This is a genomic window from Lentisalinibacter orientalis (assembly GCF_040706535.1).
GTDB classification, from domain to species: Bacteria; Pseudomonadota; Gammaproteobacteria; order Steroidobacterales; family Woeseiaceae; genus Lentisalinibacter; species Lentisalinibacter orientalis.
Genome location: NZ_JAPDRJ010000001.1, coordinates 624,985 through 649,491, shown reverse-complemented (window position 1 = coordinate 649,491; position 24,507 = coordinate 624,985). Strand labels below are relative to the sequence as shown.

The window sequence follows — 24,507 nt, the reverse complement described above, 5'->3', positions numbered from 1 at the left end:
CTTGCTGCGCTATGCGCTGACGCGGCTCGCGAGCGCCATCCCGACGCTGCTGCTGGTGGTGGCGCTGGCCTTCGTGCTGGTGCGCGCCGCGCCCGGCGGCCCCTTCGATACCGAGCGCCGCCTCAGCCCGGCGATGGAGCAGCGCCTGGCCGAGGCCTATCACCTGGACGAGCCGCTGCCGCAGCAATTCCTGCGTTATCTCGGCGGTCTGCTGCAGGGCGACCTCGGCCCCTCCTACCGCTACCGGCAGTCGGACGTGAGCGAGCTCATCGCCGACGGCTTCCCGGTCTCGCTGAAGATCGGCGGCCTCGCCATGCTGCTGGCGGTGGTGCTGGGCATCGCCGCCGGCACGCTGGCCGCGCTGCGCCAGAACCGGCTCGCCGATCACGTGGTGATGGCGCTGTCGATGACCGGCATATCGGTGCCGAACTTCGTCGTGGCGCCGGTGCTGGTGCTGGTGTTCGCCGTCGTGCTGCGCTGGCTGCCGGCCGGCGATCTCGCCTCGCCCGCCCATTACGTGCTGCCGGTGATCGCGCTCGCGCTGCCCCAGCTCGCCTACATCGCGCGGCTGACCCGGGCCAGCATGATCGACGTGCTGAAGAGCCCGTATATCCGCACCGCCCGTGCGCAGGGGCTGTCCGAGCGCAGCATCGTACTGCAGCACGCACTGAAGCCGACGCTGCTGCCGGTAGTCTCCTACCTGGGGCCGGCCACGGCGGCCATCCTCACCGGTTCGGTAGTCATCGAGCAGATCTTCAACCTGCCGGGACTCGGCCGCTTCTTCGTCCAGGGCGCACTGAACCGGGACTACACGCTGGTGATGGGCGTCGTCGTCTTCTACGGCATGCTCATCGTGCTGTTCAACTTCGTGGTCGATCTCCTCTACGGCCTGCTCGACCCGCGGGTGCGTTACCGATGACTGCCGCCGCCGTGCCGGGCGGACTCGGCCGCCACGCGCTCGCCGCGCTCGGCCGCAACCGGGCGGCCGTGGTCTCGGCCTGCCTGCTCGGCCTGATCGTGGTGCTGGTCATCGCCGGTCCCTGGCTGAGCCCCCACGACTATTACGAGACCGACTTCGACCGCATCCTCGCGCCGCCCTCGCTGAGCGGCGGCCACCTGTTCGGCACCGACGACCTGGGGCGCGACCTGTTCGTGCGCACGCTGACCGGCGGGCGCATCTCGCTGGCGGTCGGCGTGGTGGCCACGGCCGTCAGCCTGCTGATCGGCGTCGCCTGGGGGGCCGTTGCCGGCTACCTGGGCGGTCGCATCGATCACCTGATGATGCGCGTGGTCGACATCCTGTATGCGATGCCGTTCATGTTCTTCGTGATCCTGCTGATGGTGGTGTTCGGCCGCAACATCCTGCTGATCTTCGTCGCCATCGGCGCGGTGAACTGGCTGGACATGGCCCGCATCGTGCGCGGCCAGACGCTCAGCCTGCGCCAGCAGGAGTTCGTGGAGGCGGCCGAGGCAACGGGCGTTTCCACCTTCTCCATCCTGCGCCGCCACATCGTGCCGAACCTGCTCGGCGTGGTGGTGGTGTACGCCACGCTGACCATCCCCCAGGTGATTCTGGTGGAGTCGTTCCTGAGCTTCCTCGGCCTCGGCGTGCAGGAGCCCATGAGTTCCTGGGGCTCGCTGGTGCAGCAGGGTTCCCGTCTGATGGAGACCGCGCCCTGGATGCTGGTCTTCCCGGGCCTGTTTCTGGCGACCACCCTGTTCTGCTTCAACTTCCTCGGCGACGGCCTGCGCGACGCGCTGGACCCCAGGGACCGGCCCCGATGAGCGTGCTCTCCGTCACCAACCTGGACGTCACCTTCGAGACCGCCGCCGGCACGGTGGCGGCGGTACGCGACCTGCGCTTCCGGCTGGACGCCCGGGAGACGCTGGGCATCGTCGGCGAGTCCGGCTCGGGCAAGAGCCAGTCGGTGCTCGCCATCATGGGCCTGCTGGCGGAGAACGGCCGCGCCCAGGGCAGCGTGAAGCTCGACGGCGAGGAAATCCTGAACCGGCCGGCGGCCGAGATGAACCGCATTCGCGGGCGGCGCATCGCCATGGTGTTCCAGGACCCCATGACCTCCCTGAATCCGCACGTCACCGTCGGGCGGCAGCTGGCCCGGGTGCTGATGGAACACCGCGGCCGTTCCTACAAGGAATCGCTGAAAGAGGTCGAGCAGATGCTCGATGCGGTGCGCTTGCCCGCGGCGGGCCGGCGGCTGTCGAGCTATCCGCACGAGTTCTCCGGCGGCATGCGCCAGCGGGTGATGATTGCGGGTGCGCTGCTGTGCCGGCCCGAGGTGCTGATCGCCGACGAGCCCACCACCGCGCTGGACGTCACCGTGCAGGCGAGCATCCTGGCCCTGCTGCGCGAGCTGCGGGATGCCTTCGGCACCGCCCTGATCCTGATCACCCACGACCTCGGCGTGGTGGCCGGCAACTGCGACCAGGTCATCGTGATGCAGGACGGCGAGCGCCGGGAGGAAGGCGCCACGGCGGACATCTTCGCCAGTCCCCGCGACCCCTACACCCGCAAGCTGCTGGCGGCGGTGCCGCGGCTCGACGAACGCACGCCGCTGCGCACCGCGCTGGCGGCCGACGGCGCCGATCCGCTGCTGGAGGTGCGGGGCCTGAGCGTGCGCTTCCCGCTGCCACGCCAGCGGCTGCTCGCGCGCCGGGAGTACTTCCGGGCCGTCGAGGATGCGGACCTGACGCTGGCGCCGGCGGAGACCCTGGGCGTGGTCGGCGAGTCCGGCTGCGGTAAGTCGAGCCTGGCGCGGGCCGTGCTGCGGCTGCTGCCGGCCACCGAGGGCACGGTGGCGCTGCTGGGAAGGCCGCTGGACCGGCTGGACCGTGCGCAGATGCGGGCCGTGCGCCGGGATCTGCAGCTGGTGTTCCAGGACCCGCTGGGTTCGCTGGACCCGCGCATGCCCATCGGCGAGATCGTGGCCGAGCCGCTGACCGTGCACGAGCGCGGCCTGCGCCGGGCCGAGCGGCGGGAGCGGGTGGAGGCCATGCTCGAGCGCGTGGGCCTCGGGCCCGAGACCCTGTCCCGCTATCCCCACGAACTCTCCGGCGGCCAGTGCCAGCGGGCCGGTATCGCGCGGGCGCTCATCACCCGGCCGCGGCTCTTGATCTGCGACGAGGCCGTCAGCGCCCTCGACGTCTCGGTGCAGGCCGGCATCATCGACCTGCTGCTGTCGCTGCAGCAGGAGATGGGCCTGGGCATCCTGTTCATCGCCCACGACCTCGCCGTGGTGCGGCGGGTCAGCCATCGGGTGATGGTGATGTATCTCGGCCGGATCGTGGAGCGCAACCGGGCCGGCGAGCTCTACGCGCGGCCCCGCCACCCCTACACCCGAACGCTGCTCGATGCCGTGCCGGTGCCGGACCCCGCCGTGGAGCGCCGCCGGGCGCCGCCGCCGGCGGCCCGGGACCTGCCGGTGCCCTGGAATCCGCCGGCGGGCTGCGCCTACCGCACCCGCTGTCCCTGGGCCGTGGAGCGATGTGCGGCGGAGGAACCGCCGCTGCGCTCAGTGGGGGGCGGCGAGGTCGCCTGTCACCGCGCGGAAGAGCTCGACCTCTCCCTTGCCACGCCCCTTACCAGGCCTGTCACCAAGCCAGGGGAACCGGCAGCGGGAGACCGTTGACGGTCAGCAGGCCGTTGCCGTATTCGGCCTGCATGCGGTAGTCCCCGCCGTCGGGGCGCAGCAGGCCGGCCGCGATCAGCATCTCCAGCTGCTCGGCGGCCTCGGGGGCGATGCTGCGCACCTGCTCCACCACGCTGACCGGGATGCGCAGCTCCACGGTCCCGGTCAGCCGTTCCAGCAGCTCCCGGGCTTCCAGCCGCGGGCCGGTATCGCCGCCGGCGGCCAGGGCGAGGTAGCTCGTCAGCCGCAACTCCCCGTCCGGCAGCGCGATGCCGAGCTTGCGCAGATCGATCACCGGACCTTCCGTCACCAGCCGGGCGAGCGCCGGCTCCATGAGACGGTACGCTTCCCCGGGCGGTATCTGCGAACCCGCGCCCTCGAGCGTCTGGATGGTCTCGGAGAGCGCCGCCAGGCTGGGCTCGTGGAAGTTCTGCACCGCCAGCTCCAGGGTGAGGGAGACCGGGCCCGGGCCGCCGCCCTCGATGCGGCCCACCCGCAGTTCGGTGGTGCCGGAGAGGAGTTCGTCCACCACCTCGCCGTCGGAGGTGAGCCGGATGTCCTGCAGGGTGACGCCCGCGTCGTCTTCGGTGACGGAAACCGAGCCGATGGTCACGGCGGTCGGGCCCACCGGCAGGCCGTTGGCGCTGTAGCGCTGCACGCTGTCGCCCTCGATGTCGGCGATGCGCACGCGCGCGGTGCCGCCGCCGGCTCCGTCCCGGGCCACGAGCTCAAAACCGCCGATGCGCCCGCGGGTGTGGATGCGCCGCCCGTCGGCGCTGATGTCGGCATCGAGGCTCGCCGCCTCCCAGCTGATGCGCCCGTCGGCCTCCGGCAGTTCCCGGGAGCCGGCCTGCAGGCGGAACTCCGCGTGCGTGCTGCCGTCCAGCGCCATGCTCGTCACCAGCCGGCCGGGCAGCGGCACCGCAGCCCGGTCGCTGCCGGCGTCCAGGCTGAACGTGGACACCGCCCGGGACAGCCCCGGCCGGAACGGCGCGTCGGCGCCGCGTGGCAGCGGCCCGTGCTCTATGCGCGTGTCGATCACGATGGCGGGTTCGTCGGCGAACACCTCGCCGCCGGCCAGTTCGCGCAGGGCCTCGGTGGTCCGGGGGTCGGTGATGACGATGCGGTGGCGGCTGTCGCTGGAGAACCAGCGGCGGCGGTATTCCTCGGTCACGATAGCCATGCCGGGCCGGCTGTCCGCGCCTGCATCCAGCCGCTTCTCAAGCGTGCGCTCGGTGAACGAGCCCAGGAACCACGGCGCCGCCAGCAGCACCGCGAAGAGTCCGAGTACGAGGAAGAACAGGAATTTCTTCACGGCCGCTCCGGGCACCACGGGAGGCTGCCGATGCTATCACAGCGCCCGCACGGCCCAGGCGGTGCACCCGGCGCCCGACAGGTGGACGGATATTCGCTAGAAATCGGCGATGACACTCACTACCATAGCGGCCTTGTTCCGACCCTCAGCCAAAACACGGGTATCAGCGTGCTCACACTGACCTTCAAGCGTGCGGCCCTGCTCGCCGCAGCCCTGCTCCCCCTGTCCGTCCCCTTCACCGCCGGCGCCGCAGGCGATGCGGAGCGGGGCGAGGCGCTCGCCTATACCTGCCTCGGCTGCCACGGCATCGAGGGTTACCGCAATGCGTATCCCTCTTTCCGCGTGCCGAAGCTGGGCGGTCAGCACCCGCAGTACATCGTGGCGTCGCTGAAGGCCTACAAGGCCGGCGAGCGGCCCCACGACACCATGAAGGCCCAGGCGAGTTCGCTGTCCGAGCAGGACATGCAGGACATCGCCGCATACTTCGCCACCTGGGGCGAGGCCAACGCCGAGCCGCAGCCGACCGCGCCGGAGGGTGCGCCCGAGAAGCTCTCCACCTGCGTGGCCTGCCACAGCGGCAACGGCATCAGCCAGTCGCCGGAGTGGCCGAACCTGGCCGGGCAGCACGAGAGCTATCTCGCCCACTCGCTGGAACAGTACAAGGACGGCACCCGGGTGAATGCGGTCATGGCGGGCATCGTCACCGCGCTCACGCCGCAGGACATCCGCGCGCTGTCGGAGTATTTCGCCGAGCAGAAGGGCCTGTTCACCACCATCGAGGACTAGACACCGGATGGCGACGGGCCGGGGCGGCTAGCCGGACAGGGAACGGCGAAAATCCCGCGCCTGCCCGCGGATTGCCGCCAGTTCCTCGTCGCTCCAGCGGTCCAGGTTCTTCAGGATCATGTTCATGCGGCCCGTCTGCCGCAGCCGTTCCCGGTTGCGCGCGAGGAAGTCCCAGTACAGCAGCGTGTAGGGGCAGGCGTTCTCGCCGGTGCGCTTGCCCGGGTCGTAACGGCAGCCGCTGCAGTAGTTGCTCATCCGCCGGATGTACGCGCCGCCCGCCGCGTAGGGCTTGGAGCCGACGATGCCGCCGTCCCCGTGCAGGGCCATGCCGAGGGTGTTGGGCAGCTCCACCCACTCCACCGCGTCCACGTAGACGGCGAGGTACCAGTCGCAGACCTCCGACGGCCGCAGCCCCGCGAGCAGGGCGAAGTTGCCGATCACCATCAGCCGCTGGATGTGATGGGCGTAACCGTTCTCCAGCGTGTCGCCGATGCTCTGCGCCAGGCAGTTCATCTGTGTGTCGCCGGTCCAGAAGAAATCCGGCAGCGGCTGCTCGTGGTCGAAGTGGTTCAGCGAGCGATAGCCCGGCATCTCCAGCCAGTAGACCCCGCGGATGAATTCCCGCCAGCCGAGGATCTGGCGGACGAAGCCCTCCACCGCGTTCAGCGGCGCCCGGCCCTCCCGCCAGGCATCCACCGCCGCGTCGATCGCCTCCCGGGGGCCGAGCAGCTTCAGGTTCAGGCTGGACGACAGCAGGGAGTGGTACAGGAACGGCTCGCCCTGCCACATCGCGTCCTGGTAGCGGCCGAACCGCGGCAGGCGGTCGGCGACGAAAGCCGCGAGCGCCTCGCGCGCCTGCCCACGGGTGACCGGCCAGCGGAAATTCTCCGTGCTGCCCGGGTGGTCGGGGAAATGCCGCTCCACGGCGTCCAGCACGTCGCGGGTCACCGCGTCCGGCTCGAAGCCGGCCCGTTCGGGGAGGTCGCCCGGGCCGTCCCGCCCGAAGGCCTCCCGGTTGTCGGCGTCGTAGTTCCACTCGCCGCCCGCCGGCTCGTCGCCCTCCATCAGCACGTCGTGGCGCCGGCGCATGTGCCGGTAGAAATACTCCATCACCAGGCGCTTGCGGCCGTCCGCCCAGGCGGCGAACTCCTCGCGGGTACAGAGGAAATGGCGGTCGGCGAGCCATTCCACGGGCAGCTCGAGCGAGCCGCATACGGTGTCCACCGCATGGCGCACCCGCCACTCGCCGGGCTCGACCGCCACCAGGCGCCGGGGGCGATAGCGCACCGCCGCCGCCTCGATGGCGGCGGACAGGCTCGCCACGCCCTCGTCGATGTCCCGGTAGCAGACCCGCCGGCCGGACTCGCGCAGGCCGGCGGCGTAATGGCGCATGGCCGCGAGGAACACGGCGATGCGGTGCTTGTGGCTGGGCACGGCAGCGGCCTCGCCCGCCGTCTCCGCCATCAGGATTACGTCCCGGGCCGGATCGGCTCCGGCGACGGCGGCATTGTGCTCGTCCAGCTGGTCGCCGAGCACCAGCACCAGGTCCCGGCAGTCTCGCTCCGTCATCGCCTTCTCCCTGCAGCCGGCACCACTCTAACCCGGGTGGCGGCACGGTACAGAGGGCGTAGAATTGGTCAGCGCCTGCGCAAGGAGGCGGATACCCGCCCGGCCGCGGGCCTGCGGCGAGCCGTCGTGCCGCTCCGGCTTTCCGCAGGATTCGTCAGCGAGCATTCCCGGTCATCACCGCACCAGCCACCGACCCACCAGCCATCAACCACCCTTCATCAACCCACCCTTCATCAACCAGGAGCGACCATGGACAGATTCAGGGCCTACCGCATCGACAAGCAGGACGACGGCATCACGGCCGGCTTCGAGGAGATCGGCCTCGACGATCTGGGCGAGGGTGACGTGGTGGTGAAGGTCGGCTGGTCCACCATCAATTACAAGGACGCGCTGGCGGCGACGGGCACGAGCCCCATCCTCCGCCGCTACCCGCTGGTGGGCGGTATCGATCTCGCCGGCGTGGTGGAGAGCTCGGACGACGAGCGCTTCCCGGTCGGCACTGCGGTGCTGGTGAACGGCTGCGGCCTCGGCGAGAGCCACGACGGCGGCTACGCCGAATACGCCCGGGTGAAAGGCGACTGGGTGGTGCCCGTCCCCGAGGGCATGGACGCCCGGGAAGCCATGATGATCGGCACCGCGGGCTACACCGCGGCGCTGGCCATCCACCGCATGGAGCAGAACGGCCAGGCGCCGGAGAACGGGCCGGTGGCGGTGACCGGCGCCACCGGCGGCGTGGGCAGCCTCGCCATCGACATGCTGGCGGGCCGCGGCTACGAGGTGGCGGCGGTCACGGGCAAGGGCGACGAACGCGGCTATCTCGAGTCCATCGGCGCCGCCGAGGTGCTGGTGCGCGACGACATCGACCTGGGCAAGCGCCCGCTGGAGAAGGCCCGCTGGGCCGGCGCGGTCGACAGCCTGGGGGGAGAGGTGCTGACCTGGCTCACCCGCACCGCCGACTACGGCGCGAACATCGCCAGCATCGGCCTCGCCGCCAGCCCGAAGCTGGAGACCACCGTGCTGCCGTTCATCCTGCGTGCCGTCTGCCTGCTCGGCATCAACTCCGTGGACACGCCGCGGCCCCTGAGGCTCGACGTGTGGAAGCGCATCGGCACGGATCTGAAGCCCCGTCACCTGCACGACATCGGCCACCGGGAGATCGCCTTCGAGGATCTGCCCGGCGTTTTCGACGACTACATCGCCGGCCGGGTGACGGGCCGCACGATCGTACGCATCGGGAGCGCGTAGTCCCCAAATAGTCCAATTGGTCTATTTGGGAAAGGGCTCGGCGCTGGTTTAGAATCGCCGCCCCGCCCGGGACCCCGGGATCGATCGGAAGCACTGGAGAATTCGGGATGCAGAAGGAATCGGCCGGCGCCAGGTTCTGGCAGGCGCTGGAGGATGAGCGGCCCCTGCAGGTGGTCGGCACCATCAATGCCTACAGCGCCCTGCTGGCCGGCGAGGCCGGCTTCCGTGCCATCTACCTGTCCGGCGCCGGCGTGGCCAACGCCTCCTTCGGCCTGCCGGATCTCGCCATGACCACCCTGAACGACGTGTGCGAGGACGTGCGCCGGATCAGCTATGCGAGCGACCTGCCGCTGCTGGTGGACGCCGACACGGGCTGGGGCAGCGCCTTCATGATTGGCCGCACCATTCGCGAACTGATCCGGGCCGGCGCCGCCGGTTGCCACATCGAGGACCAGGTGGCGGCGAAGCGCTGCGGTCACCGGCCGGGCAAGGCCCTGGTGGAGGCCGGCGAGATGGTGGACCGCATCAAGGCCGCCGTGGACGGGCGCACCGACGATCGCTTCGCGATCATGGCCCGCACCGACGCCCACGCCGTGGAAGGACAGCAGGCCGCGCTGGACCGGGCCGCGCAGTACGTGGAGGCCGGCGCTGACATGATCTTCGCCGAGGCGCTGACCACCCTCGACGAGTATCGCCAGTTCACCGCCGCCATCGACGTGCCGGTGCTGGCCAACATGACCGAATTCGGCAAGACGCCGCTGTTCACCACGGACGAGCTCGGGGAGGCCGGCGTGGCGATGGCGCTGTACCCGCTCTCTGCCTTCCGGGCCATGAGCGCGGCCGCCATGCACGTCTACCGCACCCTGCGCTCGAAGGGCACCCAGGAGCCGGCAGTGGAGCGCATGCAGACCCGGGCGGAACTCTACGACGTGCTCGGCTACCACGAGTACGAGGAAAAACTCGACGAGCTGTTCGCCGAGAGCGGGCTCGCGAAGAAATGACGCGCCCGCCGTTACGGGAACGACGACACAACGATACGGGGACCGAAGACTATGGCAGCTAACAAGAAGACCGGCGGTCTCGCCGGTGTGGTGGCGGGCAAGACGGCACTCTGCACGGTGGGCAAGGAAGGCGCCGGTCTCACCTACCGCGGCTACGACATCTACGACCTCGCCGACAACGCGAACTTCGAGGAGGTCGCGCATCTACTGATGCACGGCAAGCTGCCGAACCGCAGCGAGCTGGATGCCTACGTGAAGAAGCTGCGCGGCCTGCGCGGCCTGGCCGACGAGCTGAAGACGGTTCTGGAGATGATCCCCGGCAGCGCCCATCCCATGGACGTGCTGCGCACCGGCGTGTCGATGCTCGGCAATCTGGAGCCCGAGGGCGATGTGTCCAACCAGGCGGACGTGGCCGACCGGCTGGTCGCCGTACTGCCCTCGATCCTGCTGTACTGGCACCGCTTCCACGCCGACGGCGTGAAGATCGATACCGAGACCGACGACGACAGCGTGGCCGGCCACTTCCTGCACCTGCTGCACGGCAAGCCGCCGAGCGAACTGCACAGGAAGACGCTGGATACCTCGCTGATCCTCTATGCCGAGCACGAATTCAACGCGTCCACGTTCACGGCCCGGGTCATCACGGCCACGCTGTCGGATTTCCACAGCGCGGTCACGGGCGCCATCGGCGCGCTGCGCGGCCCGCTGCACGGCGGCGCCAACGAGGCGGCCATGGAGCTGATCGAGAAGTTCTCCTCGCCGGAGGAGGCCACCGCCGGCATCAAGCAGATGCTGGAGCGCAAGGACAAGATCATGGGTTTCGGCCACCGCGTGTACACCGAGTCCGACCCGCGCAACACGGTGAACAAGAAGATGTCGAAGCGCCTCTCCGAGGAGACCGGCGACACCCATCTCTACGCCGTGTCCGAGGCCATCGAGAAGGTCATGTGGGACGAGAAGCGGCTGTTCGCCAACGCCGACTTCTTCTCCGCGAGCGCCTATCACTTCATGGGCATCCCCACCTATCTGTTCACCCCCATCTTCGTGTGCTCGCGCATCACGGGCTGGGCCGCCCACATCATGGAGCAGCGCGCCGACAACAAGCTGATCCGGCCGGGCGCCGACTACGTGGGCCCCGATCTGCGGCCGTTCACGCCCATCGACGAGAGAGACTGACAGGAGACCTCCATGTCCGCCGATATCCGCTCCGCCAAGCGGCCTGATCCCGATCGGGTCCTGGTCGACATCGCCGATTACGTCACCGGCTACGAGATCGACAGCGATGCCGCCTACGAGACCGCCCACTACTGCCTGCTGGATACGCTGGCCTGCGGCTTCCAGGCGCTGGACTATCCCGCCTGCACCAAGCTGCTGGGCCCGGTCGTCCCGGGCGCGACCCTCAAGGGGGGCGCCCGCGTGCCCGGCACCGATTACGAGCTGGACCCGGTGCAGGCCGCCTTCAACATCGGCGCCATGATCCGTTGGCTGGACTTCAACGACACCTGGCTGGCGGCCGAGTGGGGCCATCCGTCGGACAACCTGGGCGGCATCCTCGCCACGGCCGATTACCTCAGCCGCCAGGCGCGCAAGGACGGCAGGAAGCCGCTCGTGATGCGCGACGTGCTGACGGCCATGATCAAGGCCCACGAGATCCAGGGCGTGCTGGCGCTGGAGAACAGCTTCAACCGGGTGGGCCTGGACCACGTGCTGCTGGTGCGCATCGCCTCCACCGGGGTGGTGACGAAGATGCTCGGCGGCGACCGCGAGCAGGTCATCAACGCGGTCTCCAACGCCTGGATCGACGGCGGCGCGCTGCGCACCTACCGCCACGCCCCGAACACCGGCTCGCGCAAGAGCTGGGCCGCGGGCGATGCCACCAGCCGGGCCGTGCGCCACGCGCTGATCGCGCTCACGGGCGAGATGGGCTATCCCTCCGCCCTGTCGGCGAAGACCTGGGGCTTCTACGACGTGCTGTTCAAGGGCAAGGAGTTCACCTTCCCCCAGGGCTACGGCAGCTACGTCATGGAGAACGTGCTGTTCAAGATCTCCTACCCGGCCGAGTTCCACGCCCAGACGGCGGTGGAGGCCGGCATGAAGCTGCACGAGGAGGTCAGGGACCGGGTCGACGAGGTCGAGCGGATCGTGATCGAGACCCAGGAGCCGGGCGTGCGCATCATCGACAAGACCGGCCCTCTCGACAACCCGGCCGACCGGGACCACTGCATCCAGTACATGACCGCCATCCCGCTGATCTTCGGCCGGCTCACCGCGGCCGACTACGAGGACGACGTGGCAGGCGACCCGCGGGTGGACGCGCTGCGCGATGTGATGGTGGTCACCGAGAACGAGCAGTTCACCAAGGACTACTACGACCCGGACAAGCGCTACATCGGCAACGCCGTGCAGGTGTTCTTCAAGGACGGCTCGAAGACGGAGCGGGTGGAGGTGGAATACCCCATCGGTCACCGCAAGCGCCGGGAGGAGGGCATCCCGGTGCTGATGCAGAAGTTCCGCAAGAGCCTGCAGAAGAAGCTCGCCGGCGACCAGTGGAAACAGCTTTCCGAACTCTCCGCCGACAAGGACAAGCTGGCCGCCACCCCGGTCGACGAGTTCGTCGCCCTGCTGGTGAAATAAAATGTAGGAGGGCCTTCAGGCCCGATCCTCTGCCAGGTCGGGCCTGAAGGCCCTCCTACGTGCCCATTACGGGATCGGGGCTGAAGCCCCTCCTACATGCGGTTGACTTGTCTCGTTGCGCGGCCGGACAATGTTTCGGAACGCGCGCAGGATGCTGCCCGCACACACGACTGCTTCGAGTATTCAGGGAGAATCCTAATGAGCAGGACCATCGCAGTCTTTACCGCCACATTCATCGCTCTCTTCGGCACCGCCCAGGCGCTGGCCGGAGACAACGTCGGTGAGGTCTATATCACGCCGTCCATCGTCTACATGGACGACGACGCCGCCCGCAACGTCGACGACGGCGTCATCGGCGGCCAGCTGGCCATCGGCTATGCCTTGAACCGGTTCTTCAACATCGAGGGCTTCATCAACGTGGGCCAGCTCGACGGCGCGCAGGACTTCGATCAGTACGAGGTCGGCGCCAACCTGCTCGGCGTGTTCAACCGCGAGGGCATATTCTCGCCCTACCTGCTGGCGGGCATCAGCCAGACCGATACGGATGAGCCCCTGGGCGGCAGCAACAACGAGGCGGCCTCCAGCATCGGCGCCGGCTTCATGCTGGACCTGGGCAACACGCCCGCCACGCTGCGGGCCGAATGGCGCTACCGCACCGAGCTGGCCGGCTACGAGTTCGAGGACCAGATCGCCACCCTCGGCATCCAGTTCCCGCTGGCCGGCGGCAAGCCCCGCGTGGTGGATACCGACGGCGACGGCGTCCCCGACGATGCCGATCGCTGCCCCGGCACGCCCATCGGCACGCCCGTCGACCGGTTCGGCTGCGAGCTCGACTCCGACGGCGACGGCGTGGTGGACAGTGTCGACGAATGCCCGAACACCACCCCCGGTGCCGCCGTCGACGCGCGCGGCTGCGAGCGGGACAGCGACGGCGACGGCGTCGTCGACAGCCGCGACCAGTGCCCGGGCACGCCGGCAGGCGCCCCCGTGGACGAGGTCGGCTGCGAACTCGATTCCGACGGCGACGGCGTGGTCGACCGCCTCGACGAGTGCCCGAACACCGCAGCCGGCGTGCCGGTGGACACCCGCGGCTGCGAGATCAAAGACGTCATTCGGCTGCAGGGAGTCCAGTTCGAGCTGAATTCCGACCGGCTGCGGCCGGGCGCCGAGAACGTGCTCGACGACGCGGCCGAGACGCTGAAGCGCAACCCGGGTCTCGAGGTGGAGGTCGCCGGCCACACCGACAGCCAGGGCGCGGCGGCATACAACCAGGGCCTGTCCGAGCGCCGCGCGCGCACGGTGATGGACTACCTGATCGGCCGCGGCGTGGACGAGGACATGCTGAGCTATCGCGGCTACGGCGAGTCCCAGCCCATCGCGGACAACGCGACGGCAGCGGGCCGCGCCGAGAACCGCCGCGTGGAGCTGCGGATTCTCGACCGCTGAGGGTGACAATGGGTGGCGGGCGGGCCCGAGGCTCGCCCGCCCACCCCCGCTGTAGGAGGGCCTTCAGGCCCGATGGGATTCTCTTGGTGTAGGCCCGCCCCAGCCGCTGACGGGCCCGTAGCCGTGAGGTCTGGCACCCATTAGTTACCGCATCTGACTGGCAGCTCCTGCACGCGACCGCGAGCATGGCCGTCATGCGGGGATATCCATCGCCGCGACCTTTTGTCGGGAGCAAGATGGATACCCCCGCAGGGCGGCCACAATAGAACGAGTTAGCCGTCTGCCAGGCTCGTGCTGCGGGTGATCGTCTCCCACTTGTGCTGGCCGCCGCGCCACCAGCGGAACAGGCCCTGCAGCCGCCATAGGGCGTTCAGCTGGCGGTAGCCGAAGTTCTCCAGCACGGCCACCAGGTACAGCAGCAGCAGGTCCCGGGTGCGCGGGTACATGTGGAAGGAGAGTTCCTCCAGCATGATGGCGCTGGTGGACAGCAGAATGCCCAGCCCGATGGCCAGCGCCAGGAAGATGGCGGCCTCTGGCCAGGCCAGCCAGCCCATTAACGCGCTGATGATGATGAATGCGTAGCCGGTCACCTCGATGATGGGGCCGAACAGCTCGAAGATCAGGTAGAAGGGGATCGCGAGCCAGGACACGGCGCCGCCGCGCGGGTTGAAGATCAGCGAGCGGTTCAGGAACAGGCACTGGCCGAGGCCATGCTGCCAGCGCACCCGCTGGCTCTTGAGATCCTTCAGCGTCTCCGGCGCGTCGGTCCAGCACACCGGGTCGGGGATGAAGGTGATGCGGTAGGGCCGGCGCTTCTCCTTCATCAGGCGGTGCAGCCGCACGATGATCTCCATGTCCTCGCCCACGGCCTTCGGGTTGAAGCCGCCCGCTTCCACCAGGGTCTCCTTGTGGAAGACGCCGAAGGCGCCCGAGACGATCAGCAGCGCGTTCAGCGGCGACCAGCCCATGCGGCCGAACAGGAACGCGCGCAGGTATTCCACCACCTGGACCAGCGCCAGCGGATTGCGCGGCAGGCCCACCTTCTCCAGGAAGCCCTGGCGCACGGTGCAGCCGTTGGCGATGCGCACCGTGCCGCCCACGGCCACCGTCCGCGAGTCCTCCAGGAACGGGCGCACCACTCGGCGCAGGCTGTCGGTCTGCAGGATGGAGTCGGCGTCGACGACGCACACCAGCGGATAGCGGCAGGCGTTGACGCCGGCGTTGATGGCGTCGGCCTTGCTGCCACCGTTCTCCTTGTCCACCACCCGGAGGTTGCGGTAGCGCGCCGAGCGGTAGATGCTCCGCACCGGCTGGCAGTCGATGCGCGCGCGGTAGGCCTCCGGGAACGGCTGCAGGCCGAAGCCCTCGATGAGCTTCTCCAGCGTGTCGTCGCTGGAGCCGTCGTTCACCACCACCAGCTCGAAGTCCGGATACTCCAGCTGCAGCAGCGCCTTCACCGAGGTGATGATGGAGGCCGACTCGTTGTAGGCAGGCACCACCACGCTGATGGGGATGTCGAGGGCGGAGAAGACGCCCTCCGCCTCGAACTGGTCCGCCGTCTGCAGGTAGCGGCGGATGCCCATCGTCGCGATGACGTTCTGGGCCAGGTAGCCCACGTTGATGCCCACGAAGTAGACCAGGAAGATCCACTGGGCACCCAGGACGACGTCGGCGACGGTCATGCCAGGCCCCGCTCGGCCATGGCCTGCTCCAGCATGTCCCGGGCATAGCGGTCGGCCTGACGCTCGCGCAGGTCGCGCAGCGCGTTCGGGCCCAGGAACGGCAGACGCACCAGAGCCTGCGCGGCGCGGTAGCGCACCCACCACTCCGGATCGTCCAGCAGCGAGGCGAGCAGCGAGACGTGCTCCATCTGGCCCACGCGCCCCAGCACCTTGGCCACCTGCATGCGCACGTACCAGGCCTCGTGCCGCGCGAGGCTCGGCAGCCGCGGCACGCCCGCATGGCCGCTCACCTGCTTCAGCGCCGCCGTCAGCACGCCGGGATGATTGGTGGTGCGGATCAGTTCGTCGCACAGGGCGTCCACGATCTCGGCTTCGGCCAGCGGGCCGAACTGCAGCAGGTAGATCTTCTCGTCCTCGTCGCCGGAGCGGATCGCCCGGTACAGCGGTTCGCTGACCAGTTCGCTGCCGGCCTTGCGCAGGATCCGCGACACCCGCGTGCGCGGCCAGTCACGGCGTTGCGGAATCATCGGCACGAGCAACTCCACGGCCCGTGCCGGGTCGATCTCCGCCAGCGCCACGGCGGCGGTGACGGACAGGGCCGTGTTGGGGCTCGCCACCAGCGCGGCGATCGCGCCCCAGCTGTCCGCGTCGCGCAGATGCCCGAGGGTCTGCACGCCGAGCAGGCGGGCGCTGAGCCTGCGGCTGCGCAGGAGCTCCCGGGCGATGCGGGCGAAGCCCAGCCGGTCCGCAAGGATGATCAGATTATCCGCCGCGCTGCCCTCGACGGTGTCCCGGGCCCGGTTCCACTCCTCGAGCAGATCGGTGCGCTGATAACGCCGCACCCGGGGCAGAAGCTCGTTCTCGGCGTTCCGGCGGGAGAGTATCGCGTTGGCGAAGATGCCGCGCCAGCGCGACACGAGGTGGCGCCGACGACGGGCGCCCGTGACCGTCGCGAAGCGCAGGCCGAGCGTGTACACGAACAGCACGACCGTGGCGACGGCGGCCGCCACCGTGGACCACAGCGCCGCCCTGACCTCGGTGTCATAGGCCGTATCGAACAGCCAGGCCAGCATAGCGCCTCCGGTAGATGTCTCCCTGCGCATGGGTGCCGAGCCACCAGTCGAGCGTGATCCTCGGCGTGAGGGCGTGGCGGCCGGTCAGCGTGAGGCTGTCGACGTCCGTCTCCAGGATCTGTCCGGGGGCGATGACCTCGGCCTCCTCGCCCGTCGCGGCCACCAGCCCGAACGACAGCCCCGCCCGCGGGTACCAGCCGAGCGACACGACGTGGGACAGCGAGGTGGTGGCCCCGTGCAGCCGCGAGGCGTTCAGGGTGTAGGCGGCCCGGTAGTCGCCGAAGTAGCGCTCCGCCTCGGCGGACCAGGTGCTCACGGTCGTCGTCTCGTAGCGGCGATGGCGGAAAGCGCCGGCCGCGTTCCAGCCGTCGCCGAGCGTTCTCAGCACGCGGCCGTAGTACCCGGTATCCGGCAGGAAGTCGGCGTCGCCGCCCAGCGCCAGCTCGGCCTGCAGCGTCCAGTCCTCGCCGGCCTGCCATACGCCACCCAGGCCGAGCTCGGTGTCCGAGCGGTCGTAGCGTTCGTAGTGGCCAAGGCTCACGTGATAGTCGCCGCTTGCGGCGGTCTCGCCGTCCAGTCGCAGGAACTGCTGCTGCCAGCCCGGCAGACCGTTGGTGAGATCGTCGTAGCCCGCGCCCGCGGTCAGGAAGTAACCCGTCGCCGCGTCCGCGGCGCCCGGGTTATCGTCCTCTGCGAGTCGCTGCTCCAGCCGCCGCACCGCCTCGTACTCCGGCGCCAGCCGGACCGCCCGCCGCACGGCCTCCTGGGCCTCGGCATCGCGCCCGAGCTGCTCCAGCGCCAGTGCGCGGCCGTACACGTAGTCGACGTTGTCGGGATAGGCGTCCAGCAGGGCGTCGTATTCGCGCAGCGCGCCTTCCGGGTCTCCCGACCAGCGCAGCACCTGGGCGAGGCGGAAGCGCAGCGCGGGGTCGCCCGGGTGCTCGGCCAGCGCGTCCCGCAGCAACGCGCGGGCCGCGGGCCAGTCCCGCTCGTCGATGGCGGCGTCGGCGACGCTGGCCGGGTCGGCACTGGCGGCCGCTGCGGGTCCGGCCGCGGCCAGCACGGCCAGCAGCCCCACCCGGACCATGCGCAGGATGGCCCGGCTCATGCCGTCAGCCTCTCGCGGGTGGCGATCAGCCGCCGGATGCGGGCCAGCAGCTCCTGGGGCCGGAACGGTTTGGTGACGTAATCGTTCGCGCCCTGGTCCAGCGCCCGGGTCACGTCCATCTCCAGCACCTTGCCCGAGAGCACGAGGATGGGGACGTCCCGCCAGTCGGGGTCCTCGCGGGCATCCAGGATGATCTGGTAGCCGGAGACGTAAGGCAGCATCAGGTCCAGCACGATCACGTCCACCGGCGGCACGTTGCGCATGACCTCCTGGGCGTCGCGCCCGTTCGGCGCCACCAGTACCTCGTAGCCCGAGCGGTGCAGCAGGAATTCGAGCATATAGGCGGTGTGCTCGTTGTCCTCGACCACGAGGACACGACGCGCCGGTCGGACACTGGGCTCGGGATTCTTGCTCAAGGCGGCCTGCAGGAGGGTTTCACATAATCAATGTGGGAAGTGTAGGCATCGTGGGTTTTTACGGCGTGATCTGTGTCGCAGAACGCCTTTCCGCCGCGCGCCACGCGGGCCGCCGCCCCGGCCCGCCAGCCGCTATAATCCCCGCCCCCCACGGTTGGTGCGAAGGGACTATGGCGGAGAAAAAGGCGACCGGGCCGGCAGCGGCGAAACCGCAACAGGCCGAACTCGAAGAGGCAATCAGTCGCGGCGCGGCCGCCCTCGGCCAGGCGCTGCCGGCGGCGGCGGCCGCAAGGCTCGCCCGGCTGCTGCTCCTGCTGGCGAAGTGGTCGCGGGCCTACAACCTCACCGCCGTGCGCCGGCCCGGGGACATGGTGACCGAGCACGTGCTCGATGCGCTCAGCATCCGTCCCTGGCTGGACGGCCAGCGCATCGCCGACGTGGGCACCGGCGCGGGGCTGCCCGGGCTGGTGCTGGCGATAGCGGAGCCCGCGCGCCGGTTCACGCTGCTGGACGCCAGTGGCAAGAAGCTGCGCTTCGTGCGCCACGCGGTAGCGGAGCTCGGGCTCGCCAACGTGGAGGTGGTCCAGGCCCGCGTGGAAGACTATGCGCCGGAGGCCGGCTTTGATACCGTGCTTTGCAGAGCGTTCGCGCCGCTGCCACGGTTCGTCGAGTCGAGCGCCCACCTCATCACCGGACACGGCAAGCTCCTGGCGCAGAAGGGCCTCTCGCCCGACGGCGAACTGGGCGCGTTGCCGCCGGGCTGGGCGGCGGAATCGGAACCGGTGACGGTGCCCGGTCTCGCCAAGACCCGGCACGTGGTCAGCCTGAGAAGAACTGAGAAGGCGGCATGACGAGAATCATCGCGGTAGCGAATCAGAAGGGCGGCGTCGGCAAGACGACCACGGCCGTGAATCTGGCGGCCTCGCTGGCGGCCACCCATCGGCGCGTGCTGCTGGTGGACATGGACCCCCAGGGCAACGCCACCATGGGCTGCGGCGTCAACAAGATGGAGCTGGAGGCCAGCACCTGCGACGTGCTGCTGGGCGAGGCGAGCGCCGCGGACACCATCGTCTCCGTCCCCACCGGCAACTTCGCGCTGCTGCCCGGCAACGAGGACCTCACCCTGGCCGAGGTGCAGCTGCTGCAGGAGATCGGCCGGGAGATGAAGCTCGCGAAGGCGCTGGAACCCGTGGCCGGGCTCTACGACTTCGTGCTGATCGACTGCCCGCCGTCGATCAACATGCTCACCATCAACGCGCTGACCGCCGCCGACGGCGTGCTGATCCCCATGCAGTGCGAGTACTACGCGCTGGAGGGCCTGAGCGCCCTGCTGAACACGGTCGAGCAGATCCGTGACAGCGTGAACTCCCGGCTGGAGATGCACGGGCTGCTGCGCACCATGTTCGACCCGCGCAACAACCTGGCCAACGAGGTCTCGGCCCAGCTCATCGAGCATTTCGGCGACAAGGTCTACCGCACCGTGATCCCGCGCAACGTGCGCCTGGCCGAGGCGCCGAGCTACGGACTGCCCGTGCTCTACCACGACAAGTACTCCCGGGGCGCGCTGGCGTACCTGGCGCTGGCCGGCGAGATCCTGCGCCGGGAGGGCGAGCCGATACCGCGGGTGCGCACGGCCTGACGCGACGGCGGCCGCGGGCGAACCTGCTACAATTCCGCTCCCCGCCCCGCGGGCGCGAGGGCGGCGCCGCGGCCGCGGCAGGCGAGACGAGAGAATCCGCGAGACCCCACATGGTGACCAAGAAGAAGAGGCTGGGACGAGGACTGGATGCGCTGCTGTCCCAGTCGTCCGCGCGTGCCGCCGAGAGCGGCGAGCGGCCGGCCGCCGGCGAATCCGACACGCTGCGCGAGGTGCCGGTGGATCTCCTGCAGCGCGGCCGCTACCAGCCGCGCACCGACATGCGCCAGGAGTCGCTGGAGGATCTGGCCGATTCCATCCGTGCCCAGGGGGTGGTGCAGCCGATCGTGGTGCGGCCCCTGGATACGACGGGGGATACGACGGGGGGTACGACGGGGGCTTCCACCGGCGGCGGCCGCGGCGAGACCCGCTACGAGATCGTGGCCGGCGAAAGGCGCTGGCGTGCGGCCCAGCTCGCCGGCCTGGACACCATCCCGGCCGTGGTCCGGCAGATCCCGGACGAGGCGGCCGTGGCCATGGCCCTCATCGAGAACATCCAGCGCGAGGACCTCAATCCGCTGGAAGAGGCCATGGCGCTGTCGCGCCTGATCGCCGAATTCGACATGACCCACCAGCAGGCCGCCGAGGCTGTGGGCCGCTCCCGCGCCGCGGTGAGCAACCTGCTGCGGCTGCTGGAGCTCGGCGAGGAAGTGAAGAAGCTGGTGGAGGCCCGGCAGCTGGAGATGGGCCACGCCCGCGCGCTGCTGGCGCTCACCGACCCGGCCGCGCAGCTGGAGGCCGCCCGGCGGGTGGCGAAGGGCCAGCTCTCGGTGCGGGCCACGGAACAGCTGGTGCAGAAGCTCAACGCGCCGGGGAAGAAGCCGTCAGCGGGCAAGTCGAAGAAGGCGGTGGACCCGGATATCCGCCGGCTGGAGTCCGAAGTGGCGGAGCGCCTCGGTGCCCGGGTGGAACTCGAGCACGCCGCCGGCGGCAAGGGCCGGCTGGTGATCCGCTACAACAGTCTCGACGAGCTCGAGGGCATCCTCGAGCACATTCGCTGAGTCCGGGGCCGACTTCTTTCGGGCCTGACTCCGGGCCTGACTCCGGGCCTGACTCCGGGCTGACTCTCAGGCGGCCGACGCCGCCACCGCCGGATAGCAGCTGCGGATGATCTCCGGCATGACCGCCGCCGAGATCAGGAAGCCCTGCATCTTGTCGCAGCGGATCTCGCGCAGGAAGGCCAGCGTCTCCTCGTCCTCCACGCCCTCGGCGCACACCGTGATGCCGGAGCTGTGGGCCAGCCCGGTGATGGCCGCCAGGGCTTTGCGGGACATCTCGTTGGCCCGGGCGTGGGCCAGCATGCTGGCGTCGATCTTGATCTCGTCGAACTCCAGTGCGCCGAACGCCTTCAGCGAGGAGGCCGCCGCGCCGAAGTCGTCCAGCGAGATGCGGAAACCCTGCTGCCGGAGCGCCGAGACCACCCGCCGCCCGGCGAAATCCGGGTCCACCACGGCCGATTCGGCGATCTCCAGCGTGACGTCGCCGCAGACGAGCCCGTACTGCTCGACGATCTGGGCGTAACGCCAGGGCAGCGCCGGGTCGGCGAGCGCCACCGGCGCCAGGTTGATGCAGCCCTTCAGCGCCAGGCCCCGCTCGCGCCACTTGCGCAGGTTCCTCAGCATGTGCCTCAGCACCAGCTCGTCCAGCTCGGCGATGCGGCCCAGTCGTTCGGCGGCGGGCAGGAAAGCTCCGGGCCCCAGCAGGCCGTGCTCCGGGTGGCGCCAGCGGATCAGCGCCTCGGCCTCCGTCGTGCGCCACTCGCCGGTCTCGCCGACCCGCTCCACCTTGGGCTGGAACTGCACCACGAACTCGCGCCGGACCACCGCCGCCTCCAGCGCCTCCGCCGTGATCCGGGGCCCTCGCGTCCCGCCTGTGTCTGCCATTGATTACCTCCGGGGTCATTGCGGCGCGTCCTTCGGCCCCGCAGACTCAATGTCGAGGATCGACTATACGGCCGCGGCGCGAGGGTTCTGTGCGCCAGTTCGCAGACCGCCGCGCCGCGCCGGGCCGCCCCGGCAGGGGCCGGCGGGCGATGTTGCGCAGCAGCAGGACGCTATCTATAATGCTCAGGTTTGCACAGGATCGTTTCCAAAGACCTGTCCACGCCACATACCCAGGGGTTAGTGGCGTTTTTATTGTCGGCGTCATCCAGAAACGAGGGCCGCTCCGCGTGAGCGCCCCCGGCGGTGGTCGCGATCCTCGGCACCTCGTGCTGAAGATCCTGCTGGCACAGACAGGGCTGACGCTGTTCCTGACCGCGGCGGTCTGGATCGGTTACGGGACGGTCCCGGGCTATTCGCTGCTGATCGGCGGCCTGATCTGCATTCTGCCGAATGCGTTCCTGGCCGCTCGGATTCTGAAAGCGGATCTCGAAGGGCTCATGCGCGGCGCGTGGCTCGGCGAGATCGGCAAGTTCGCACTGACCGTGCTCCTGTTCGGCGTGGTCTTTGCGCTGGTGAGGCCGCTCTCCTATGTCGCGGTACTCGCCGGATTCATACTGGCACAACTGGTGATTCTGATTGCGCCCGTGCTCGAGGGCGGCGCGAGCAAGACACATTCTGACGGATAGAGAGCGGTATGGCAGGCGAAGGCACCTCCCCGGCGGACAGAACCGCGAGTGAATACATCTCGCATCATCTGCAGAACCTGCAGGTGTGCCGGGTGGACGACGAGTGGGTCTGGAACAAGTGCGGTGGCACTTTCATGGCCATCAACGTCGACTCCATCGTGGTCGCCGTGATCCTCGGCCTCGCCTTCATCTGGCTGTTCCGCAAGGTGGCCAGCGCCGCCACCAGCGGCGTGCCCGGAAAGCTGCAGGCTTTCATCGAGCTCATCGTCGACTTCGTGGACGGCTCCGTGAAGGACGCCTTCCATGGCAAGAGCAACCTGATCGCGCCACTGGCCCTGACCGTATTCATCTGGGTCTTCCTGATGAACCTCATGGACCTGGTGCCGGTGGACTGGCTGCCGTACTCGGCCGAGCTGATCGGCATCCCGTATCTGAAGGTGGTGCCCACCACCGACGTGAACGTGACCTTCGGCCTGTCGCTGTCGGTGTTCGCCCTGATCGTGTTCTACAGCATCAAGGTCAAGGGCATCGGCGGGTTCATCGGCGAGCTGACGCTGCATCCGATCAAGCCGCCGTCGAAGGGCCTGGGCCTCATCGCCGCGCCGTTCATCATCGCGTTCAACTTCATTCTGGAGGGCGTGTCGCTGCTGGCCAAGCCGCTCTCGCTCTCGCTGCGACTCTTCGGCAACCTCTACGCCGGCGAGCTGATATTCATCCTCATCGCGCTGGTCGGGCTGTGGCAGCTGCCGCTGCACTTCGCCTGGGCGGTGTTCCATATCCTCGTGATCATCCTGCAGGCCTTCATCTTCATGATGCTCACGATCGTTTACCTGAGCCTTGCTCACGAGCACCACTGATTCTGTATTGACGATTTAACTGTTCCTTTCAACTGACCTGATCCTGAGACGGAGAAACTGATGGACTTTGTAATTGGCATGACGGCGATTGCGGTGGCAATCATGATCGGCTTCGGCGCCATCGGCGTCGCCATCGGCATGGGCCTGCTCGGCGGCCGCTTCCTCGAGAGCTCTGCCCGCCAGCCGGAACTGGCACCGATGCTGCAGACGAAGATGTTCCTGGTGGTCGCCCTGCTCGACGCCGTCGCGATGATCGGCGTGGGCGTCGCGCTCCTGTTCGCCTTCGCGAATCCCTTCGTCGGTCAGCTGCAGGCGACCCTCGGCTGAGCATCCGGCCTTTGCCGGGCCGTGTGCAGGCGAGTGCCTGCATGACCAGCGGCCCACAGCCGGCATGCCCAGGAAAGATTGAGGAGATACGCAGGTGAATATCAACCTGACACTGATCGGCCAGTCCATCGCGTTCCTGTTCTTCGTGTGGTTCTGCATGAAGTTCATCTGGCCGCACCTCATGAACGCCATCGAGGAACGGCAGAAGACCATCGCCGACGGCCTCGCGGCGGCCGAGCGCGGTCAGCAGAGTCTCGAGACGGCCCAGGCGAAGGTCGACGAGCTCGTGCGTGAGGCTCGGGAACGGGCCCAGGAGATCGTGGATCAGGCGAACGCGCGGGCCAACCAGATCGTCGCCGAAGGCAAGGCAGAGGGCGAGCGCGAGCGCGAGCGTCAGCTGGCGGCCGCGCGCGCGGAGATCCAGCAGGAGACCCACAAGGCGCGGGAGGAACTCCGCGGCCAGGTCTCGGCCATTGCCGTGGCCAGCGCCGAGAAGATCCTGCAGCGCGAGATCGACAGCGCCAGCCACGAAGACATCCTGAACAAGCTGGCCTCCCAGCTGTAGGGGCAGACGATGGCGGACAAGCACACCCTGGCAAGACCCTACGCCGACGCGCTGTTCGACCTGGCGCGACAGGACGGAACGCTGGACGAGTGGTCCTCCGCGCTCGGCGTGGCGGCGACCGTCGCCGCCGACGATCGCGTGGCCGGGGTGATGCACGACCCGCGCTATTCCGATACGCAGCGGATCGAGTTCCTGACCGGCCTGTTCGCCGAGGTGCCCGGGGCGAAGATGCTCGCGGGCGGCGAGACGAAGGGCACGAACCTGCTCCGGCTGCTGGTGGATTACGACCGCATCGAGGTGCTGCCGGAGATCGCCGGCCACTTCGACGAGCTGAAGGCGGAACTGGAGAACACCATCGAGGTGACCGTGACCGCCGCCTCGCCGCTCACCGACGAGCTGTCGGCGCGCATCCGCAAGGCGCTCGAGGAGAAACTGGGCCGGGAGGTGACACTCTCCACGGCGGTGGACGAAGAACTCATCGGCGGTGCCGTGATACGCGCCGGCGACTTTGTCATTGATGGCTCGATACGTTCGCGGCTTACGAAGCTCGCCAACGTACTGGGCAGCTAAG

The 24,507-nt window shown here is 69.1% G+C and carries 24 protein-coding genes; 17 read left to right on the top strand and 7 right to left on the bottom strand.

Going from position 1 to position 24,507, the window contains the following annotated elements:
- Position 1: 1 nt before the first annotated feature.
- From ACJMK0_RS02830 to ACJMK0_RS02820, 3 genes are read left to right on the top strand one after another with little or no spacing between them, the layout of a single operon-like run.
- On the top strand, positions 2 to 919 hold the full coding sequence (locus ACJMK0_RS02830; RefSeq protein ID WP_405235304.1) for an ABC transporter permease: 918 nt from the start codon (positions 2 to 4) through the stop codon (positions 917 to 919).
- Positions 916 to 1,785: an ABC transporter permease gene (locus tag ACJMK0_RS02825; protein WP_405235302.1), complete on the top strand. Its 870-nt coding sequence runs from the start codon at positions 916 to 918 to the stop codon at positions 1,783 to 1,785. The genes ACJMK0_RS02830 and ACJMK0_RS02825 overlap by 4 nt, the downstream gene beginning before the upstream one ends.
- The gene (locus ACJMK0_RS02820) at positions 1,782 to 3,647 is read left to right on the top strand and encodes an ABC transporter ATP-binding protein (protein WP_405235300.1); all 1,866 of its coding nucleotides are present in this window, start codon (positions 1,782 to 1,784) and stop codon (positions 3,645 to 3,647) included. The genes ACJMK0_RS02825 and ACJMK0_RS02820 overlap by 4 nt, the downstream gene beginning before the upstream one ends.
- Here ACJMK0_RS02820 and ACJMK0_RS02815 read toward each other — a convergent pair.
- Positions 3,610 to 4,962, bottom strand: a complete 1,353-nt coding sequence (locus ACJMK0_RS02815; RefSeq protein ID WP_405235298.1) for a DUF945 family protein — start codon at positions 4,960 to 4,962, stop codon at positions 3,610 to 3,612. The two genes, ACJMK0_RS02820 and ACJMK0_RS02815, sit on opposite strands and share 38 nt — an antisense overlap.
- Before the next feature lie 168 nt (positions 4,963 to 5,130).
- On the opposite strand from ACJMK0_RS02815, the gene ACJMK0_RS02810 reads away from it, so the two are divergent.
- Positions 5,131 to 5,748 (top strand): c-type cytochrome, encoded by a 618-nt coding sequence (locus ACJMK0_RS02810; protein WP_405235296.1) that lies wholly within the window; start codon positions 5,131 to 5,133, stop codon positions 5,746 to 5,748.
- A 27-nt stretch (positions 5,749 to 5,775) separates the two neighbouring features.
- Here the strand turns inward: ACJMK0_RS02810 and ACJMK0_RS02805 are convergent, their stop codons facing one another.
- Positions 5,776 to 7,317, bottom strand: coding sequence for a cryptochrome/photolyase family protein (locus ACJMK0_RS02805; RefSeq protein WP_405235294.1), 1,542 nt, complete (start codon positions 7,315 to 7,317; stop codon positions 5,776 to 5,778).
- 249 nt (positions 7,318 to 7,566) lie between these two features.
- Here ACJMK0_RS02805 and ACJMK0_RS02800 point away from each other — a divergent pair, with 249 nt between their 5' ends.
- The 5 genes from ACJMK0_RS02800 (at position 7,567) to ACJMK0_RS02780 (ending at position 13,643) form a co-directional block, all read left to right on the top strand.
- The gene (locus ACJMK0_RS02800; RefSeq protein ID WP_405235292.1) at positions 7,567 to 8,562 is read left to right on the top strand and encodes an oxidoreductase; all 996 of its coding nucleotides are present in this window, start codon (positions 7,567 to 7,569) and stop codon (positions 8,560 to 8,562) included.
- A gap of 107 nt (positions 8,563 to 8,669) precedes the next feature.
- The gene (prpB, locus tag ACJMK0_RS02795; protein WP_405235290.1) at positions 8,670 to 9,563 is read left to right on the top strand and encodes a methylisocitrate lyase; all 894 of its coding nucleotides are present in this window, start codon (positions 8,670 to 8,672) and stop codon (positions 9,561 to 9,563) included.
- Between the two features lie 51 nt (positions 9,564 to 9,614).
- Positions 9,615 to 10,739 (top strand): bifunctional 2-methylcitrate synthase/citrate synthase, encoded by a 1,125-nt coding sequence (gene prpC, locus ACJMK0_RS02790; protein ID WP_405235289.1) that lies wholly within the window; start codon positions 9,615 to 9,617, stop codon positions 10,737 to 10,739.
- A 12-nt stretch (positions 10,740 to 10,751) separates the two neighbouring features.
- Positions 10,752 to 12,197 (top strand): bifunctional 2-methylcitrate dehydratase/aconitate hydratase, encoded by a 1,446-nt coding sequence (locus tag ACJMK0_RS02785; protein WP_405235287.1) that lies wholly within the window; start codon positions 10,752 to 10,754, stop codon positions 12,195 to 12,197.
- A 198-nt stretch (positions 12,198 to 12,395) separates the two neighbouring features.
- On the top strand, positions 12,396 to 13,643 hold the full coding sequence (locus ACJMK0_RS02780; protein WP_405235285.1) for an OmpA family protein: 1,248 nt from the start codon (positions 12,396 to 12,398) through the stop codon (positions 13,641 to 13,643).
- Between the two features lie 272 nt (positions 13,644 to 13,915).
- On the opposite strand, the gene ACJMK0_RS02775 is transcribed toward ACJMK0_RS02780, so the two are convergent.
- From ACJMK0_RS02775 to ACJMK0_RS02760, 4 genes are read right to left on the bottom strand one after another with little or no spacing between them, the layout of a single operon-like run.
- A complete protein-coding gene (locus ACJMK0_RS02775) occupies positions 13,916 to 15,325 on the bottom strand; it encodes a glycosyltransferase family 2 protein (protein WP_405235283.1) in 1,410 nt (469 codons plus the stop codon).
- Complete coding sequence (locus ACJMK0_RS02770; RefSeq protein ID WP_405235281.1) at positions 15,322 to 16,398, bottom strand: HEAT repeat domain-containing protein; 1,077 nt, start codon at positions 16,396 to 16,398, stop codon at positions 15,322 to 15,324. The genes ACJMK0_RS02775 and ACJMK0_RS02770 overlap by 4 nt, the downstream gene beginning before the upstream one ends.
- Positions 16,367 to 17,506, bottom strand: coding sequence for a YaiO family outer membrane beta-barrel protein (locus ACJMK0_RS02765; RefSeq protein WP_405235279.1), 1,140 nt, complete (start codon positions 17,504 to 17,506; stop codon positions 16,367 to 16,369). The genes ACJMK0_RS02770 and ACJMK0_RS02765 overlap by 32 nt, the downstream gene beginning before the upstream one ends.
- Positions 17,503 to 17,922 (bottom strand): response regulator transcription factor, encoded by a 420-nt coding sequence (locus ACJMK0_RS02760; RefSeq protein WP_405235277.1) that lies wholly within the window; start codon positions 17,920 to 17,922, stop codon positions 17,503 to 17,505. The genes ACJMK0_RS02765 and ACJMK0_RS02760 overlap by 4 nt, the downstream gene beginning before the upstream one ends.
- 170 nt (positions 17,923 to 18,092) lie before the next feature.
- Here ACJMK0_RS02760 and rsmG point away from each other — a divergent pair, with 170 nt between their 5' ends.
- From rsmG to ACJMK0_RS02745, 3 genes are all read left to right on the top strand, one after another.
- A complete protein-coding gene (gene rsmG, locus ACJMK0_RS02755; protein WP_405235275.1) occupies positions 18,093 to 18,773 on the top strand; it encodes a 16S rRNA (guanine(527)-N(7))-methyltransferase RsmG in 681 nt (226 codons plus the stop codon).
- On the top strand, positions 18,770 to 19,561 hold the full coding sequence (locus ACJMK0_RS02750; RefSeq protein ID WP_405235273.1) for a ParA family protein: 792 nt from the start codon (positions 18,770 to 18,772) through the stop codon (positions 19,559 to 19,561). The genes rsmG and ACJMK0_RS02750 overlap by 4 nt, the downstream gene beginning before the upstream one ends.
- A gap of 110 nt (positions 19,562 to 19,671) precedes the next feature.
- Positions 19,672 to 20,619: a ParB/RepB/Spo0J family partition protein gene (locus ACJMK0_RS02745; RefSeq protein WP_405235272.1), complete on the top strand. Its 948-nt coding sequence runs from the start codon at positions 19,672 to 19,674 to the stop codon at positions 20,617 to 20,619.
- Positions 20,620 to 20,685: 66 nt separating this feature from the next.
- On the opposite strand, the gene ACJMK0_RS02740 is transcribed toward ACJMK0_RS02745, so the two are convergent.
- The gene (locus tag ACJMK0_RS02740) at positions 20,686 to 21,501 is read right to left on the bottom strand and encodes an EAL domain-containing protein (protein ID WP_405235271.1); all 816 of its coding nucleotides are present in this window, start codon (positions 21,499 to 21,501) and stop codon (positions 20,686 to 20,688) included.
- A 287-nt stretch (positions 21,502 to 21,788) separates the two neighbouring features.
- Here ACJMK0_RS02740 and ACJMK0_RS02735 point away from each other — a divergent pair, with 287 nt between their 5' ends.
- The 5 genes from ACJMK0_RS02735 (at position 21,789) to ACJMK0_RS02715 (ending at position 24,506) form a co-directional block, all read left to right on the top strand.
- On the top strand, positions 21,789 to 22,187 hold the full coding sequence (locus tag ACJMK0_RS02735; protein ID WP_405235270.1) for an ATP synthase subunit I: 399 nt from the start codon (positions 21,789 to 21,791) through the stop codon (positions 22,185 to 22,187).
- Between the two features lie 8 nt (positions 22,188 to 22,195).
- Positions 22,196 to 23,044, top strand: a complete 849-nt coding sequence (gene atpB, locus ACJMK0_RS02730; RefSeq protein WP_405235269.1) for a F0F1 ATP synthase subunit A — start codon at positions 22,196 to 22,198, stop codon at positions 23,042 to 23,044.
- A gap of 60 nt (positions 23,045 to 23,104) precedes the next feature.
- On the top strand, positions 23,105 to 23,371 hold the full coding sequence (gene atpE, locus ACJMK0_RS02725) for a F0F1 ATP synthase subunit C (protein WP_405225442.1): 267 nt from the start codon (positions 23,105 to 23,107) through the stop codon (positions 23,369 to 23,371).
- Between the two features lie 94 nt (positions 23,372 to 23,465).
- Positions 23,466 to 23,936 (top strand): F0F1 ATP synthase subunit B, encoded by a 471-nt coding sequence (locus tag ACJMK0_RS02720; protein ID WP_405235268.1) that lies wholly within the window; start codon positions 23,466 to 23,468, stop codon positions 23,934 to 23,936.
- A 9-nt stretch (positions 23,937 to 23,945) separates the two neighbouring features.
- Positions 23,946 to 24,506, top strand: a complete 561-nt coding sequence (locus ACJMK0_RS02715) for a F0F1 ATP synthase subunit delta (RefSeq protein WP_405235267.1) — start codon at positions 23,946 to 23,948, stop codon at positions 24,504 to 24,506.
- The last annotated feature ends 1 nt before the right edge of the window (position 24,507 follow it).

Coding starts and splice junctions, on each gene's coding strand:
- atpB (WP_405235269.1), top strand. CDS start 22,196: ATGGCAGGCGAAGGCACCTCCCCGGCGGACAGAACCGCGAGTGAATAC.
- prpC (WP_405235289.1), top strand. CDS start 9,615: ATGGCAGCTAACAAGAAGACCGGCGGTCTCGCCGGTGTGGTGGCGGGC.
- ACJMK0_RS02750 (WP_405235273.1), top strand. CDS start 18,770: ATGACGAGAATCATCGCGGTAGCGAATCAGAAGGGCGGCGTCGGCAAG.
- ACJMK0_RS02765 (WP_405235279.1), bottom strand. CDS start 17,506: ATGAGCCGGGCCATCCTGCGCATGGTCCGGGTGGGGCTGCTGGCCGTG.
- ACJMK0_RS02740 (WP_405235271.1), bottom strand. CDS start 21,501: ATGGCAGACACAGGCGGGACGCGAGGGCCCCGGATCACGGCGGAGGCG.
- ACJMK0_RS02800 (WP_405235292.1), top strand. CDS start 7,567: ATGGACAGATTCAGGGCCTACCGCATCGACAAGCAGGACGACGGCATC.
- atpE (WP_405225442.1), top strand. CDS start 23,105: ATGGACTTTGTAATTGGCATGACGGCGATTGCGGTGGCAATCATGATC.
- ACJMK0_RS02770 (WP_405235281.1), bottom strand. CDS start 16,398: ATGCTGGCCTGGCTGTTCGATACGGCCTATGACACCGAGGTCAGGGCG.
- ACJMK0_RS02775 (WP_405235283.1), bottom strand. CDS start 15,325: ATGACCGTCGCCGACGTCGTCCTGGGTGCCCAGTGGATCTTCCTGGTC.
- rsmG (WP_405235275.1), top strand. CDS start 18,093: ATGGCGGAGAAAAAGGCGACCGGGCCGGCAGCGGCGAAACCGCAACAG.
- ACJMK0_RS02780 (WP_405235285.1), top strand. CDS start 12,396: ATGAGCAGGACCATCGCAGTCTTTACCGCCACATTCATCGCTCTCTTC.
- ACJMK0_RS02805 (WP_405235294.1), bottom strand. CDS start 7,317: ATGACGGAGCGAGACTGCCGGGACCTGGTGCTGGTGCTCGGCGACCAG.
- ACJMK0_RS02820 (WP_405235300.1), top strand. CDS start 1,782: ATGAGCGTGCTCTCCGTCACCAACCTGGACGTCACCTTCGAGACCGCC.
- ACJMK0_RS02745 (WP_405235272.1), top strand. CDS start 19,672: ATGGTGACCAAGAAGAAGAGGCTGGGACGAGGACTGGATGCGCTGCTG.
- ACJMK0_RS02785 (WP_405235287.1), top strand. CDS start 10,752: ATGTCCGCCGATATCCGCTCCGCCAAGCGGCCTGATCCCGATCGGGTC.
- prpB (WP_405235290.1), top strand. CDS start 8,670: ATGCAGAAGGAATCGGCCGGCGCCAGGTTCTGGCAGGCGCTGGAGGAT.
- ACJMK0_RS02825 (WP_405235302.1), top strand. CDS start 916: ATGACTGCCGCCGCCGTGCCGGGCGGACTCGGCCGCCACGCGCTCGCC.
- ACJMK0_RS02715 (WP_405235267.1), top strand. CDS start 23,946: ATGGCGGACAAGCACACCCTGGCAAGACCCTACGCCGACGCGCTGTTC.